The sequence below is a fragment of the Streptosporangium sp. NPDC000095 genome (genome assembly GCF_042899335.1).
GTDB lineage: Bacteria > Actinomycetota > Actinomycetes > Streptosporangiales > Streptosporangiaceae > Streptosporangium.
In genome coordinates, this window is record NZ_JBIAZS010000017.1 from 39252 (window position 1) to 54683 (window position 15432).

Genomic DNA, 15432 nt, shown 5'->3' on the forward strand with positions numbered 1-15432 from the left:
TCCCAAACCGGGGCTTTGACCAGAATGAGTACTCATCAGACAAGTGTCAATGCTTCTCTGATAACTGCTCCAGCCATACGGCGACGCCGTCCTCGTCGTTGGACGCGGTCATCTCATGGGCCGCGGCGAGCACCGCCGGATGGGCGTTGGCGACCGCGACCGCCGTCCCCGACCAGGTCAGCATCGGCAGGTCGTTGGGCATGTCGCCAAAGGCGATCACCCCCGCGCGGCCGAAGCCGAGCCGGTCGGCCATCGCCTCCAGGGCGGCCGCCTTCGTCACTCCGGCGCGGGTCACCTCGCAGAACACGTCCGCCGACACGGTGACCTCGCACCCGGGCAGCAGCGTGCCCACGCTCTCGTAGTATCCGCGGGCCGCCCCCTCCAGCTGGACCACGATCTTGCCGACGCCGTGCCAGTCGATCGCCTCCTCCAGCCTCGCCACCCGGCGGGCGTCGCGGGCCAGCGCGGGGGCCAGCTCGAAGGCGTCCTCCAGCAACAGCTCCAGATGACACTCGGCGCCCAGCCGGATGCCGGGAAAGCGGTCGCGCAGCGCCGTCAGCGCCCTCACCACGTCCGCCTCGGCGAACGGGTGGTGATCGACCACCTCGTCCCGGGCGAAGTCGTAGACGACGGAGCCGTTGCCGCAGACCGCGCTGTTCGCGTCGCCTGCGTTGCCTGCGTTGCCTGCGTTGCCGGTGTCGTTGAGGGCCGCGGCCACGTGCCGGGTGTCTCGGACCGGTCGCGCCGTCGCGATGACGAACACATGCCCGGCCGCCCGGACGCGGCGCACGGCCGCCCGGGTGCGCTCGGACAGCTCGCCGCGCGAGTCGAGCAGCGTGCCGTCCAGGTCACAGACGATCATTCGGCGTTCCACGGGCGGCACGCTGCTCACGGCCGGCACGGCTCCCGCGACGAAGACCGCTGCCGATGGGTCACGACCCGGCCGACCGCGGACACCACGACGTCGGCCGCGCCCGCGGCCAGGATGGCGTCGATGGTCTCGGCCACGCCACGCCGTGCCGCCAGCCCCTGCACCACCACCGCCCCCTCCTCGGACAGGTCACCGACGCGCCATGAGCGCGGCGGCAGCGCGGGCGCGACGCGCGGCAACTCGCGCGCCGACGTGCGCACCGTCAGCAGCACGTGCGCCGCCCCCGCCCGCACCGAGGCCAGCAGCAGCGCCACCTTCTCGATCCGGGCGCGTTTGCCGGCGTCCCGCCACGCGTGCGGCCCGGCGATGAGCCGCGGCGCGCAGGTGCGCACCGTGTCGAGGACCCGCAGGCCCGGCGCGAGGGACGCGCCCGGTTCGAGCACCTCGATGACGGCGTCCGCGAGCTCGGGGATCTTGGCCTGGCTGGCGCCGTAGGAGTGCACCACCTCGGCCGCCGACCCCCGGCCGCGCAGATAGCGCCGGCCGATGCCGGGGAACTCGGTGGCCACCCGGGCGCCGGGGGACAGGCCCGCGGGCCCCTCGGCCGGTACGGCCAGCACCATGCGCCACGGACGGCCCGCCGCCACCGCCTCGACGACCTCGACCTTGGCGCCGGTCTCCTCGATCCAGTCGGTGCCGGTGACGCCGACGTCGAAGGCTCCGTCCTGCAGGACCAGCGGGATCTCCCGCGGCTTGAAGAAGACGACCTGGATCGGGCCGCCGTACTCGATGCTCGCCCGATAGCTGCGTCCAGACGTCCGGCGCACGCCGAGCCCGGCCGCGGTGAACAGGTCCAGGACCGGCCGCTCCAGAGCGGACCCCTTGGGCAGCGCGAGCGAGATCATGTGATCAGCGTCTCCAGGTAGGCGGGGTGTTGCCAGCGGGGGAGCGCATGGCGAGGGCGCGCAGAGCCAGATCGACCATGCCGGTCTCCTCGCCGCCGGCGGCCAGGACGCGCAGCCGCGCCGCGTCCAGCCAGCCGGCCTCGACGAATTTGTCGTGTTCGACGCGGGGCCGTTCCAGGTCTCCGGTGACGGTGGCGAGCACGTCGATCTCGCGCCGCCGGGTGCCGTCGCCGCCCTCCCAGTCGAACACCTTGACCAGGTCGCCGACCCGCTCAAGATGCCAGCCGGTCTCCTCGGCGATCTCGCGGGCGAGCGCCGCGCACAGCGTCTCGCCGGCCTCCACGTGCCCGCCGACGATGTCCCAGCAGCCGGGGAACAGCCGCACATGCGGGGCGCGGCGCTGCAGGAACACCTCGCCGCGCGGGTTGACCAGGACGGCTCCCACCACACAGCGCACGCCCTCGGCCGAGGCCCGCCGCTGGATCGTGTCGAACTCCCGCGGGTGCGGCGCGCAGCGCTCCGGCGGCGGGCTGCTCATGCCGTCTCCTGGTGGGCGTAGTAGGTGGCGTACAAGGCGGCGAACGGCCCGTCACGGCGCAGCAGCTCGTCGAAGGAGCCGTCCTCGACGATCCTGCCCTCGTCCAGGACGAGGATCCGGTCGGCCCGCCGGATGGTCGACAGCCGGTGCGCGATGACCAGGACGGTCCGGCCGGCGAACAGCCGCGCCAGCGCGTTCTGGATGCCCCTCTCGGTGAGGGGGTCGACACTGGCGGTCGGCTCGTCCAGGAGCACGATGTCGGGCTCGCGCACGAACATCCGCGCCACGGCGATGAGCTGCCGCTGCCCGACCGACACCCCCCGGCCGCCGTCGGCGAGCCGCTCGTGCGGCGCCATCGGCATGCTGCGCCTCCACACCCGGCGCCCGATCCGGTCGACGGCGCGCTCGACGTCGGCCGGACCGGCTCCGGGACGGCCGTAGGCGATGTTCTCCGCCAGCGTGCCGGCGAACACGAACGGGTGCTGCGGGACGACGCCGACGCGCCGCCGGTAGGCCGTCAGGTCCAGGGCGCGGACGTCGCGGCCGTCGACGAGCAGCTCGCCGCCCTGGAAGTCGTACGCACGGGCGATGATCTTGACGAGGGTGGACTTGCCGCCCCCGGTGCGCCCGACGATCGCCACCGTCTCGCGCGCGGCGATCCGCAGGTCCAGCCCGTCGAAGACGGGGCCGCCGGAGCCGTAGCCGAAACGCAGGCCGCGCGCCTCGATCTCACCGTTCAGGCGCGACACCGGCTCGCTCCCTCCCCGCACGACCGATCCCCGGTCGTCGATCAGCGCGAACACCCGTTCCGCGGCGGCCAGCCCCTGCTGGAACAGGCTCCAGAACGCCGCCGCCTGGGTGACCGGCTGCCACAGCATGCCGAGCGCCTGCAGCGCGAAGTACCACTCGCCGGGCGAGAGCCGGCCGAGCATCGCGAAACGCCCGCCCTGGTAGAGCACGACGGCCGTCGCCAGTCCCGCCAGCAGGGTCAGCACCGGCAGGATGACCGCGTAGATGAGCCCCTGGCGCACGTACACCCGGTACGACAGCCGGTTGACGTCGTCGAAGTCGTCGTAGACGGTCTGTTCGCGGCCGAAGCTCTTGGCGACGGCGATGCCCATCATCGACTCGTGGACGTTGGCGTTGACCTTCGCCATCACCCGCCGGGTGGCGGCCGCCGCCGTGCGGGCGATCCGGCGGAAGGCCAGCGCCGCCCCCAGCAGGAACGGCAACGCGGCCACGATGATCAGACCCAGGCCCGGGTCGGTCCAGAACACCACGCCGCCGAGCAGCAAGACCAGCAGCGACTGGCTGAGCAGGTTCAAGGTGAGCGTCATCACCGAGCCGAAGCCCTCGGTGTCGCCGGTGACCCGGCTGAGCACCCGCCCGACGGAGTTGTCGTCGTGGAAGACGACGTCCTTGTCCAGCGCGGCGTCGGCGGCCTCGCACTGCAGCCGGTAGACCACGTCGCCGACCAGCCGGGCGGTGACGGCCTGGCGCGCCCAGTTCATCGCCCACGCCAGCACCGCGGCGGCGACGACGAACAGGCCCAGCCACAGGCCCAGCCCCGCCCCGCCGCCGACCTCGTCGATCAGCCGCGCGATGACGACGGGCACCGAGGCGGTCAGCAGGGCCGACCCCACGACAAGGACCGCGCAGCCCAGCATCGTGCCGCGCCGGGCGCGCAGATAGGCCAGGATACGCACCAGGAGCCGGCGGTTGCCGTACACGCGGTCGTAGGTGTCGGCGTGCAGGCCCGCGAACAGGTCAGTCACTGTAGATCTCCCGGTAGAGCGCGCAGCGTGCCATCAGCTCGTCGTGCCCGCCGAGGTCGACGACGCGCCCGGCGTCCAGCAGCACGATGAGGTCCGCGCGCCGGATCTGGCCCGGACGGTGCGAGACCAGCACGGTGGTGCGGCCGGCGGTCGCCCGCTCGATCGCCTCGGTGATGGTCGCCTCCGTACGCGCGTCGATCGCGCTCGTCGCGTCGTCCAGGGTGAGGACACGCGGGTCGGTGAGCAGCGCCCGGGCGATGGCCAGCCTTTGCCGCTGACCACCGGACAGCGTCGTGCCGCCCTCGTTCAGGACGGTGGCGTAGCCGTGCTCCATCTCCTGGACGAAGTCGTCGGCGCAGGCCAGTTTGGCGACGCGCTTGACGTCCTCTTCCGCGGCCCCCGCGGGTGCGCCGAAGGCGACGTTGTCCAGCACGCTCTTGGAGAACAGGAAGATCTCCTGGTCCACGTGGCCGATCTGACGGCGCAGCGCGCCCGGCTCCCAGTCGCGTACGTCCCGGCCGTCGATCAGCACCCGCCCCTCGTCGGCGTCGTACATGCGCGCGACGAGTTTCAGCAGCATGCTCTTGCCGCTGCCGGTGGGTCCGACGACGGCGAGCGTGCGCCCGGCGGGCAGGTGGAAGGACACCTCGCTCAGGACGTCCTTGCCGTCGTGGCGCAGGGTCACCCGGTCGAAGGTGATCGCGCCCTCGACGGCCGTCGTGACGCCGGTGGTCTCCTCGAGGTCGCCGGGCCCGTCGATGATCTGCCGCATCCGGGCGGCGGCGGCCAGCCCCTCCTGGACGACCGGCACGGCCTGCTCCGACAACGTGACCGGCTGCGCCAGCGCCACCAGCCAGCCCAGGTAGGTGACGACCTGCGCGAGCGCCAGCTCGCCCTGGCCGTACAGGTACAGGGAGTGCAGGGCGCCGACGGCCATCGCGACGGCGAAGCTGAGCGCGGGCAGGTAGACGGCCTGCGCCCGGCCGCGCCGCACGAAGGCGTCCCGGTAGGCGGCGGCGGCCCGCCGGAACGCGAGCCGCTCGTGCTCCTCCTGGGTGGCCGCCTTCACGGTGGCGATGCCGGTCAACGTGGTGGAGAAACGCTCGTTCAGGTCGGCGAACGTCTCCCGGATTCGCATCGTCAGCGGTTGCAGCCGCCGCAGGTGCCGGCGCAGTGCGACCGCGAACACCACGACCAGCGCGCCGGGGGCGAGCAGGAGCTGGGGATTCAGCGAGGCGATGAACACGATCGGCACCACCAGGGCGAGCAGCGCGTTGAACGCGGTGGACACCCCTGGGCTGAACATGTAGTCGACGAGCCGCGCGTCGTTGATGGCGCGGGCCAGGATGTCGCCGATGCGCTGCTGGTCGTGAAAGGACATGCGCTTGGCCAGCAGACTGCGGTACAGCTCGTCGCGCACGTCGCGTTTGACCCGCTGGGCGAGAATCTCCATCGAGCCGTGCGAGAGCAGGTCGGCGGCGAACCGGCCGGCCGCCAGCAGCGCGGTGGCGACCGCCGCGGCGGCCAGCACGCCGGGGTCGGCACGCTCGCCGGTCGCCTCGGCGAACGCCGCACCGATCTGGACCGGCACCAGCGTCGTGCACACGTTCGCCGCCACCGCCGCCACGGTGAACACCACCAGCAGCGGCCGGTGCACGCGCAGCCGGGTGGCGATCCACCCGAGCACGGCCGGCGACGCGACCTGCCGTGCTCGCCCGGCCCGGCCCGCCGGTCGCGTCCGGTCCATGGCCCCCTCCCTGGTCAACGGCTCACCTACACCGAGGCGCGGGCCGCGTCCGGCAGGTGTCCCAGGCCGTTCTTACCGTCCCGGTTGATCTCCTCCATCACCTGGTCGGCCAGTACGGAGGCGGCGAGCGCGTCGGCGATCGACGGCGTGTCACCCGCACAGGGGGCGTCGTTCCCGCAGGATGCCACGAACGCCTCCAGTTCCGGCCCGAAGCCGCTCCGGTCCCAGCCGTGATCGAGGTTCTTCGTGCCGTACAGCTCCTGGCCCAGCGGCAGGCCGTCGGCCAGATCGAGGGTCACCCGCTCCAGGGACGGCGCGCTGTAGCGGCTGCCGTCCATCCCCTGCACCATGACGCCCACCAGGAACCGCTTGACGTGGTTGCCCATCCGCAACGTCGACAGGGACCCGTCGCGGTGCCGGAGGAACACGTTCACCTGGAAGCGGTCGTCCTCACCCGGGATGACGTGCGCGTTCACCTGGACGACGGGGGAGGGGGTGAACCAGCGGGCCAGGTCAAGGGCGTGCACCCCGTTGTGCCGGATCCACGCCTCCAGCGTGGTGTCCACCCCCCACTGCGGGGCCGAGGGATGGCGGCTGTAGAAGTCGATCGTCACCGAGCACGAGGTCGCCCGGGCGTCGCGGCTCAGTTCGTGCAGCCGCCGCAGCGTCTCGGCGTAGCGGAAGTTGAAGCCCACCTGGACGTTGCGGCCGCTGCGGTCCACGACGTGGTGCAGATCCTGCAACGCGGGCGTCGAGGGCCCGGCGGGCTTCTCCACGAAGCAGTCGACGCCGCCCTCCACCAGCCGGCGGGTCAGCCGGTACGACGGCTCGGGCGGCACCGCGATGACGGCCGCGTCCACGATGTCCAGGTCGAGCGCCTCGATCGAGTCGGCGCAGAGCGCCGCCCCGGACTCCTGCTGCAGTTCCTTGGCCAAGGACAGGTCGGGGTCGACGCAGGCCACGATCCGGTGACCGCGTACGCGCTGGAGGAACGGCAGGAGATTCTGGCTCATCTGCCGGCCGCAGCCGACCAGGGCGAGGCGCGGGCGGTCAGTCACGGCCGGCCTCCACGCTCGTGCTCCACCGCTCGAAGGCTCGGCGCGCCCGGCCGCGCAGCTCATCGGGGTCGATCTGCCGGTGTGCCAGGCTGACGAACGACGGGTGCCCTTCGAGGAGCAGGATGCCGGCGCCGGTGAGCGCGGCGAGCAGCGCCTCACGCCGCACCTTGTCACCCAGCAGTGCCTCATCGTGGTAGACCAGCTCGAACATCCCGCCGCCGAGAACGGGGCGGGCACCGACCAGGGCCGCCACACCGGCGTCCTCGGCCGCCGCGGTCAGGACGGCCGCCACCCGTGTGCCGATCCGGCCGATCTCGGCCCAGCCGTCCGGCGCGTCACCGATGGGCTTGTCCAAGATGTCGCGGGTCGCCAGCGCCGCGTACACGGCGATCATCTCCTTGGAGAACGTACCGCTGAGCCGGGCCCGTTCGGCGTCGGCCAGCAGTTCGGCCTCACCCACCACCAGGCTCAGCGGCGCCCCGTTGGCCAGCGCCTTGCCGATCACGATGAGGTCCGAGCCGATGGCGTGGTCGTGGTCGTAGCCGAGCGGCGAGATACGGCCACCGGTCTTGGTCTCGTCGAAGACGGTGAGCAGACCGGCGTCCCGGCACATCGCGACGGCCTGCCGCAGCACCTCGGGAGTGGTGAACGAGGCCAGGTAGGCGTCGAAGACGAAACAGCCCAGCCGGTCCCGATAGCGCTCCAGGATCTCCGCCAGCGACTCCAGCCGCAAGTCCACCCAGTTCACCGCGGGCTCGCTCTCGCCGATGCCGCGCATCGCCTCGGTGTAGCGCGGTTTCCCGCGCAGCGGCGAGTGCAGCGGCTCGTGCCACTTCAGGGAGTTGGCGATCTGCGCGTCATGCCAGCCGATGTAACCGCTGCGCAGCACTCCCAGCCGGCCGTTGCGCATCGCGGCCAGCCGCAGAGTCGCGGTGACGGCCTCGGAGGCGGTTTTGAAGAACGCGCCGCGGTCCCCGGTCCGCTCGCCGAGCAGCCGTTCCAAGTACTCCGCGTGGAAGGTCGTGTAGCCCGGCATCATCACGCCGTTACCGAGATAGCCGCACAGAATTTCATTGAAGAGTTCGTCCGAGTGGCCGATTATCACCGGTCCGTATCCCATGACGAAGTCGATGTACGTCATCCCGTTCGCATCCGAAACCTCACCGCCCTGCCCCTGCGTGAACAGGAGTTGGCGTCCTTCGGACCGAAACTTACGAGTGATCTTCGAGTGAGCTATTCGCTCGTTTTTCGACAAGATCTTCCTCCTCTCCGGAAACCGTGAATAAGATCGAGAGCTTAATTTCCGAGACCGTAGCGGCGGCCTGCGAGCAGGGTCAAGTGAACCTTCTTCTAGGTTTACAACGCCTGGATAAGGGTGCGACGGTCGAAGCGGTGGGTCGAGCCGAACTCCGATATGGAGGCGATGTGGACCACGGATCGAGTCGGCGAATTCCGATCTCCGAAATACCCGGAACGGTACAGCCGGATATCGTCGGGCGCAGTAAACGGCTGTGGCGACTGCCCGAGGGCCGATGTCTGGTGCAGATAGTCCCCAGCCTGCGCAGTTTCACATACCAGCGCGACGAAATGGTGGAGCGTACCGGGCCGTTACGGCTGGCTTTTTATGAAAAAGCTGCGGCCCGGATCGAGGCGGCGGGGGTGGCGTGCGCGTTCCGTGAGCGGGTCGGCCCCGACTCCTACCTCGCCGACTACTGCCCGGCCCCGCCCTTCGAGGTCATCGTGAAGAACCGGGCCACCGGGTCGACCACCCGCAAGTACCCCGGCCTGTTCGAGGACGGTGCGCCACTGCCGCGCCCGGTCGTGAAGTTCGACTACCGAATCGACCCCGAGGACCAGCCGATCGGCGAGGACTACCTGCGCGTCCTCGGACTGCCCGTCGAGGAGATGCGCGAGCGCGCCCTGGCCGTCAACGAGACACTGCGCTCCTGGCTGCACCCCGTGGACCTCTGGGACATGTGCCTCATCTTCGGCGTCACCGCCGAAGGCGGCCTCACCGTCATCTCCGAGATCTCACAGGACTGCATGCGCCTGCGGCACGAGGACGGGTCCCCGCTGGACAAGGACCTGTTCCGTGACGGCGTCGACGCCGACGAGATCGTCAACCAGTGGAGTCGCATCCTCGATGTCATCAGATGACGGCCGGGTGGCGCTGATCACCGGTACCAACCGGGGCAGCGGCCGGGCCATCGCCGAGGAGTTGCGCGGGCGCGGGTTTCGCGTCTTCTCCCTGAACCGCTCCCTCGCCGGCGCGGACTGGCTCGGCGAACGGCGCTGCGACGTGTCGCGGCCCGCGGAGATCAGATGGGCCGTCGCCGACGTCCTGGCCGCGACCGGACGGCTGGACGTCTGCGTGTCCAACGCCGTCGACCGGGTCCTGGACCCGATCGCCGACCTGCGCGAGGCCGACTGGGAACGCCTGGTGGCGATCAACCTCAGCGCCTGCTTCCACCTCGTTCAGGCCGCGCTGCCGGCGCTGCGAGCCAGCCGCGGCGTCTTCGTCGCGATGGGCAGCCACGCGGGCACCCGCTACTTCGAGGGCGGGGCCGCCTACAGCGCCACCAAGGCCGGCCTGAAGGCGCTGGTGGAGACGCTGCTGCTGGAGGAGCGGCGCAACGGCGTACGCGCCTGTCTCGTCTCGCCCGGCGCCATCGCCAACCTCGACGGCGACACCGACCCCTACAAGATGAGCACCCGCTCGATCGCCCGCTGCGTCGGCAGCATCGTCGACTCCTGGCCCACCGACCTCGTCGTCGGTGAGATCGAGGTGCGCCCCGCCGACCTGGCGACGCCGCCGATCACCGGTATCGACCGGCTGTTACACATCTGACGCGCGGAGGAGGAAGCATGATCTCGCTCGCTCTGCCGACGGGATCCCTGGAACGGCGGGCGCTGGAACTCTTCGCGGCCGCCGGTCTCGACGTACGACGGCCCTTTGAGCGCTCCTACCGGGGCACCATCGAGTACGCGGGCACCGCGCAGGTCGCCTTCTACAAGCCGCGCGAGATCCCGCTCGTCGTCCAGAACGGCTCGTTCGACGTGGGGCTCACCGGCGCGGACTGGGTCGAGGAGACCGGCGCCGAGGTCGAGGTGGTCGAGTCGTTCGACTACTCCCGCAACACCGAGAGGCCATGGCGGCTCGTCCTCGCCGTGCCCGCCGACCACCCGGCGACCAGCGTGGCCGACCTCGCCGACGGTGTCCGCGTCGCCACCGAGTACCCCAACATCGGCCGCCGCTTCTTCCAGGACGCCGGACGGCGCGCCGAGGTGGTCGTCTCCTACGGCGCCACCGAGGCCAAGATCCCCGAGTTGGCCGACGTGATGGTCGACGTCGTGGAGACGGGACACTCCCTGCGGCAGAACAACCTGCGCGTCATCGAGACGATCCGCACCTGCGGCGCCCAGCTCATCGCCAACCCCGCCGCCTACGCCGACGGCAGGCGACGCGCCGTCATCGGGAAGGTCGCCCGGCTGCTGCGCGGCGCCTGGGTCGGCCCGGCGAACGTGCTGCTCACCGTCCGCGCCCCCGCCGAGTGTCTGCCGCAGGTCACCTCGGCCATGCCGGGGCGCTCGTGGCGGGCCGGCGCGGAGCTGGGCGACGAGAACATGGTCGTCCTGCAGGGCGTGCTGCCGAGCCGGGACGTGCCCGAGACGATCGACGTCCTGCTGTCGGCCGGCGCCGTCACCGTCACCGAGACCGGAATCGGTATCCTCGCCACGAACGCGACGCGGCCATGACGCCGGCCCGCGCCGCGTCGCCGTACAGGCCGCGCCGAGTTGACCGGCACACGAGGGCACGACGAGCATTGAGCCGCCGCGACGTCGTGTGAAGGAGAGAGCGTGAAGTCTGAGCCGGCCCCGGACGCGCCCGTGCAGCCCGGGCGGCGCTCGACGTGGGCGACCATCGGCGTCGTCTACCTCGGCGGCGTCGTCGCCGCGATGAGCCTGGGCAAGTTCGCCCCCGTCGGGCCGGCGGTGACCGGCCAGCTGTCGCTGTCGTTGTCCCAGCTGGGCTGGGTCATCTCGGCGGTCGTCGGCGTCGGCGCAGCCTTCGGCCTGCCCGGCGGCTACCTGATGCGCCGTGTCGGCGCGCGGGGGGCGCTGGTGTACGGCCTTGCCCTGATCGCCGTGGCGGGCGCGGCGAGCGTCCTGGCCGACGACTTCGCCTGGCTGCTCGTCGCCCGCGTCGCCGAGGGCTTCGGCTACCTGATGGTCACCATCGCCGGGCCGGTGCTCGTCCTGCGCCTGGCCGACGAACGCGACCGCAGCGCCGCCCTGTCGGTCTGGGCCACGTTCGTGTCCGTGGGCCTGTTCGCCAGCACGCTCGTCGGCGGCGCGGCCGGCGACGCCTTCGGCTGGCGCGGCTGGATCGGCCTGCTCGCCGCTCTCACCCTTCTCATGGCGGTGGTCCTGCAACTGCGGCTGCCCCGCACCGGGGCGGGTCCGCGAGCCGCCGCCGGGCCCGTCCCCCGGTTGCGTGCGCTGCGATGGCCGGGCGTGCTGGCCTTCTCGTTCTGCCTGACCGCGCTGGTGACCATACCGGTGATCGTGCTGCTTCCCACGCTCCTCATCGAGCAGCACGACAACTCGGCCGCCGCCGCCGGCGCGAGCACCTCGGTGATCTCGCTGCTCAGCGCGGTCGGCGGGCTGCTCGTCGGCATGCTGCTGCGTCGCGGCACCCGGGTCGGCGTCCTCGCGCTGTTCGGCCTGCTCGCCGTGCCCGCCGCCTGGCTCGTCTACGGCGGCGGCCCGCTCGCCGGCGTGCTCGCGGGCGCCGGGACGCTCTCGCTCGCCAACGGGTTCCTCGCCGCCCTCGTCTTCGCCGCCCTGCCACTGATCCTGGAGCGGCTCGACCACGCCGACGTCGGCAGCGGCCTGGTCGCCCAGGCGGGCAGCCTCGGCTCGCTGCTCGGCCCGCCGATGTTCGGCGAGGTCGCGGCCGCCTTCGGCTTCGCGGCGCTCGCGCCGGTCATCGCCGTCGGGCTCGTCGCCGCCGTCGCCGCACTGCTGCTGGCCGGCGGCCGCGCCGCGGGGCGTCAACGGTGGGTGGCCGGAGCAGGGGAGAAAGGCGTCGCGGGCTGAAGGTCGATCGTCAGGAACGCCGGGCGGGTGGTCTGGAAGGCTGCCACAGGTCAAGCCTGTGCACCTGGTCCGTCACGGCTGTCAGGAGGGCGCTGAGTGCGGGAGCGGGGGGCGTGTCTCGGGTGGCGGCGACCAGGCGGCGTTTGAGGGTGGTTTCTGCGATGTCCCTGAACGCGAGCGCGGGGTCGTCGCCGGGCAGGGTCAGGGCCGGCAGCAGGGCGACGGCCGCCGCGGCACGGACGAGTTCGAGTTGGACGTCGGCGTCGTTGGAGCGGTGGCGCAGGTCCGGTTCGTAGCCACCAAGGGTGCGGCAGGTCCCGATGACCATGGCGTGGTGGCCGGTGCCTTCGGCGGAGGCGGTCCAGATGTCGGATCGCAGGCCGGTGACCGGGACGGGTCCGCCGGTCCTGGCGAGTGGATGCGCGGCCGGGAGCACGATTTTCAGCGGCTCTTCGAGCAGGGGCGTGAAGCGCAGGCCGGCCGGGCGCGGGCGGGGGTGGCTGTCGTACTCGTCGCCGATGACGAGGTCGACCGTGCCGAGGCGCAGGCCCGGCAGGGACTGTTCGAGTTCCAGCTCGAAGATCTCCACACGGACTCGCGGGTGGTCGGCCTTCATACGGGCCAGTGCCGGGATGAGGAGACGGCGGGCGGCCGACTGCAGGCCGCCGGCGCGGACGGTGCCCCGGATGTCGCCGCCGAGGCCGGCCAGGTCCGCTTCCGCCGCCTCGGCGGCCGACAGCAGCACCCGTGCGTGCTGAACGAGCAGCTGTCCGGCGTCGGTGAGCCGCACACCCCGACCGGCTTTGTCGAGCAGCCGGGCACCGACCTCCTTCTCCAGCAGGGCGAGCTGCTGGGAGACCGTGGACGGGCTGTAGCCCAGAGCCGCCGCGACCGCGGCCAGGGTGCCGCGCTCCTCGAACTCCCGCAGGAAGCGCAACCGCCGAAGATCCAGCTCGATCATGCGAGAATCCTAACGATTCACCTCCAGAAATCATCGCTGGACCCAATGAGTCGGGACCTCGATCCTGGTACGCATGGGTGCAGCACTATGTCTTCTGTCCGCGGCCTGCTTCGGCGCGATGGCGATTTTCGGCAAACTCGCCTACGACGCCGGCGTCTCGCCCGAGGCGCTGCTGCTGGTGCGCTTCACCCTCGCCGCCGTCCTGCTCGGGATCGTCGTGCTGGTGCGACCGGGACTGCGCCGCGCCGCCTCCGGTCCTCCCCGGCAGGGGGCGACCGGCCGGCCGGCGATGACGCGCGGCCGAGTGCTCGCCATCGCCGTCGGCCTGGGCGCCATCGGGTACGCCACGCAGGCGAGCCTGTTCTTCTCCGCGCTGCGGCTGATGGACGCCTCGCTGCTGGCCCTGATCCTCTACACCTACCCGGTCATGGTCACCGTGACGGCGGTGCTGCTCGGCCGTGACCGGCTCACCCTCGCGCGCGCAGCCGCGCTGGCGGCCGCCTCGGGCGGAACACTGCTGGTCCTGCTCGGCGCCGGCGGCATGAGCTTCCACCCGCTCGGGGCGCTGCTCGCCTTCGCCTCCGCGGTCACGTACACCGTCTACATCCTCGTCGCCGACACCGTTGTGCACCGGCTGGCGCCCGTGGTGCTGTCCGCGCTGGTGATGACCGGCGCGGCCGGCACCCTCGCCGCCCGTACCCTGCTCACCGGCGGCGTCGACCTCGGCTTCGGGGTGTCGGGATGGTTCTGGCTCGCCGCCATCGCCGTGGTCTCCACCGTCGTGGCGATGCTGACCTTCTTCGCCGGGCTCAAGCGCATCGGCCCGTCGGCCGCCGCCATCCTGTCCACCTTCGAGCCCGTGGTCACCGCCGCACTGGCCGCGCTCGTCCTCGGCGAGTCCCTGACCCCGGTGCAGCTCGCGGGTGGCGCGCTTGTGCTGTCCTGCGTCGTCGTCCTGCAACTCCGACGCCAGGACCGGGGCCCGCGCCCGGCGCCCGACCGGCCCGAGCCGGAAAACCGCCAGGGCTTGGATTCCGCACGAGAGGACCGCACCGAGCCGGTCGGCCTGGCGCCGTGAAGCGTGACCTCATGGGTTCACGGCGCTGAATCCTCGTCGGCAGGTGGCGGCTGGGCCGGGACGGGGCGGCGCGAAAAATCGCCACTCGCATCCCGGCCCCTTCAGGCGAGGATGCGGACCGGATTCTCGATCAGGGACAGGAATTCGCCCATCCAACGGGCCGCGACCGTGCCGTCGATCGGGCGATGGTCGATCGAGAGCACGAAACGGATCGTGGCTCCGGGGACGACCACGTCGTTCTCCACGACGGGCTCGGTGCGGACGGCACCGACCGACAGGATCGAGGAGTGCGGCGGGTTGATGATCGCGGTGAACTCCTCGGTGCCGTACATGCCCAGGTTGGTGACGGCGACGGTGCCGCCTTCCAGGTCACCCTGGCGCAGGCGGCCGGTACGGGCGCTGTCGGCGTGGCGGCGGGTGGTCTCCGCGACCACGCTGATCGGCATGGTGTCGACCGCGCGGAGCACCGGGGTCACCAGGCCGGTGTCGGTGGCCACGGCGACCGCCACGTCCACCTGGGTGAAGCGGCGGACGGCCTCCGGGGTCCAGATCACGTTCATCTCGGGGACGAGCCTGTGGGCACGGGCGACCGCCTTGACCACCAGGTCGTTGACCGAGATCTTGGGTGATCCCGGCTGGTTGAGCTGCGCCCGGACGGCCAGCAGCCCTTCGGCGCGGGCGGTTCCCCTGACGTAGAAGTGCGGGGTGGTCTGCTTGCTCTCCACCAGGCGGGTGGCGATGGCGCGGCGGATCCTGCTGTGCGGGATGTCCTCGTGGTCCCCGGCCGCCGGAGCCGCGACAGGCGCGGGGGCGGGGGTGGGGGTGGGCTCGCTCGCGCGGGCCAGTGCCTCCTCGACGTCTCGCCGCAGGATCCGGCCGGCCGGTCCGGTTCCGGGAATCCGGTCGATCGCCAGACCGCCCTGGCGGGCCAGCCGTCGGGCGAGCGGGCTGGCGTAGACCCGCTGCGGCGTGCCCGGTTCCTCGGGTACGGGATGCCCGTTCACGGCGGTGGGCTGCGCCGGGGAGGCGTCCGGTTCTGCGGCGGATTTCGTGTCGGACTCTGTGGTGGGCTCTGCGGTGGGTTTGGTGACGCCGAGTCCGGCGAGGAGGTCCTCGATGTTCTCCGGCGGTTCCCCGGGCGCGCCGAGCAGGGCGATGGGCGTGCCGACGTCGACCTCGGTCCCGGCGGGGACGAGTCGCTTGAGCAGGACGCCGTCGCTCTCCGCCTCGATCTCGATGGACGCTTTCGCCGTCTCGATGACGACGATGGCGGTGCTGACGGAGTAGGGGGAGTTCTCGGCGATCGGCCATTCCGACACGACGGCGCTGGTTGCACCGGCCGCCGGTTCTGGCATGCGAAGAAGAGTGGCCATTGGTCCTGGTCCCTGGTTCGTGGTGC

The 15432-nt window shown here is 71.7% G+C and carries 14 protein-coding genes; 5 read left to right on the forward strand and 9 right to left on the reverse strand.

Annotated features, from left to right (window positions below; genetic code table 11):
- Positions 1-46 precede the first annotated feature (46 nt).
- From ACFY3V_RS31060 to ACFY3V_RS31090, 7 genes are read right to left on the reverse strand one after another with little or no spacing between them, the layout of a single operon-like run.
- Complete coding sequence (locus tag ACFY3V_RS31060) at positions 47-874, reverse strand: HAD family hydrolase (protein ID WP_389778411.1); 828 nt, start codon at positions 872-874, stop codon at positions 47-49.
- Positions 875-888: 14 nt separating this feature from the next.
- Complete coding sequence (gene hisG, locus ACFY3V_RS31065; RefSeq protein WP_362904469.1) at positions 889-1776, reverse strand: ATP phosphoribosyltransferase; 888 nt, start codon at positions 1774-1776, stop codon at positions 889-891.
- A 4-nt stretch (positions 1777-1780) separates the two neighbouring features.
- Positions 1781-2314 carry an NUDIX domain-containing protein gene (locus ACFY3V_RS31070; RefSeq protein ID WP_350949630.1) on the reverse strand — a complete coding sequence of 178 codons (534 nt, stop codon included), beginning with the start codon at positions 2312-2314 and terminating at the stop codon, positions 1781-1783.
- On the reverse strand, positions 2311-4089 hold the full coding sequence (locus ACFY3V_RS31075; protein ID WP_389778413.1) for an ABC transporter ATP-binding protein: 1779 nt from the start codon (positions 4087-4089) through the stop codon (positions 2311-2313). The genes ACFY3V_RS31070 and ACFY3V_RS31075 overlap by 4 nt, the downstream gene beginning before the upstream one ends.
- On the reverse strand, positions 4082-5836 hold the full coding sequence (locus ACFY3V_RS31080) for an ABC transporter ATP-binding protein (protein WP_389778414.1): 1755 nt from the start codon (positions 5834-5836) through the stop codon (positions 4082-4084). The genes ACFY3V_RS31075 and ACFY3V_RS31080 overlap by 8 nt, the downstream gene beginning before the upstream one ends.
- Positions 5837-5862: 26 nt before the next feature.
- The gene (locus ACFY3V_RS31085) at positions 5863-6894 is read right to left on the reverse strand and encodes a Gfo/Idh/MocA family protein (RefSeq protein WP_389778415.1); all 1032 of its coding nucleotides are present in this window, start codon (positions 6892-6894) and stop codon (positions 5863-5865) included.
- Positions 6887-8149 (reverse strand): aminotransferase class III-fold pyridoxal phosphate-dependent enzyme, encoded by a 1263-nt coding sequence (locus ACFY3V_RS31090; RefSeq protein ID WP_362904478.1) that lies wholly within the window; start codon positions 8147-8149, stop codon positions 6887-6889. The genes ACFY3V_RS31085 and ACFY3V_RS31090 overlap by 8 nt, the downstream gene beginning before the upstream one ends.
- A gap of 170 nt (positions 8150-8319) precedes the next feature.
- Here ACFY3V_RS31090 and ACFY3V_RS31095 point away from each other — a divergent pair, with 170 nt between their 5' ends.
- From ACFY3V_RS31095 to ACFY3V_RS31110, 4 genes are all read left to right on the forward strand, one after another.
- The gene (locus ACFY3V_RS31095) at positions 8320-9051 is read left to right on the forward strand and encodes a phosphoribosylaminoimidazolesuccinocarboxamide synthase (protein ID WP_362904480.1); all 732 of its coding nucleotides are present in this window, start codon (positions 8320-8322) and stop codon (positions 9049-9051) included.
- The gene (locus tag ACFY3V_RS31100) at positions 9038-9742 is read left to right on the forward strand and encodes an SDR family NAD(P)-dependent oxidoreductase (protein ID WP_362904482.1); all 705 of its coding nucleotides are present in this window, start codon (positions 9038-9040) and stop codon (positions 9740-9742) included. The genes ACFY3V_RS31095 and ACFY3V_RS31100 overlap by 14 nt, the downstream gene beginning before the upstream one ends.
- A 17-nt stretch (positions 9743-9759) precedes the next feature.
- Positions 9760-10650, forward strand: coding sequence for an ATP phosphoribosyltransferase (gene hisG, locus ACFY3V_RS31105; protein ID WP_389778419.1), 891 nt, complete (start codon positions 9760-9762; stop codon positions 10648-10650).
- A 102-nt stretch (positions 10651-10752) separates the two neighbouring features.
- A complete protein-coding gene (locus ACFY3V_RS31110; RefSeq protein WP_389778421.1) occupies positions 10753-11994 on the forward strand; it encodes a CynX/NimT family MFS transporter in 1242 nt (413 codons plus the stop codon).
- 10 nt (positions 11995-12004) lie between these two features.
- On the opposite strand, the gene ACFY3V_RS31115 is transcribed toward ACFY3V_RS31110, so the two are convergent.
- Positions 12005-12955 carry a LysR substrate-binding domain-containing protein gene (locus tag ACFY3V_RS31115; RefSeq protein ID WP_362904487.1) on the reverse strand — a complete coding sequence of 317 codons (951 nt, stop codon included), beginning with the start codon at positions 12953-12955 and terminating at the stop codon, positions 12005-12007.
- A 73-nt stretch (positions 12956-13028) separates the two neighbouring features.
- Between ACFY3V_RS31115 and ACFY3V_RS31120 the strand changes: the two genes are divergently transcribed.
- Complete coding sequence (locus ACFY3V_RS31120) at positions 13029-14033, forward strand: DMT family transporter (protein WP_389778424.1); 1005 nt, start codon at positions 13029-13031, stop codon at positions 14031-14033.
- A gap of 101 nt (positions 14034-14134) precedes the next feature.
- Here the strand turns inward: ACFY3V_RS31120 and ACFY3V_RS31125 are convergent, their stop codons facing one another.
- Positions 14135-15388 carry a dihydrolipoamide acetyltransferase family protein gene (locus tag ACFY3V_RS31125; RefSeq protein WP_389778426.1) on the reverse strand — a complete coding sequence of 418 codons (1254 nt, stop codon included), beginning with the start codon at positions 15386-15388 and terminating at the stop codon, positions 14135-14137.
- Positions 15389-15432 lie beyond the last annotated feature (44 nt).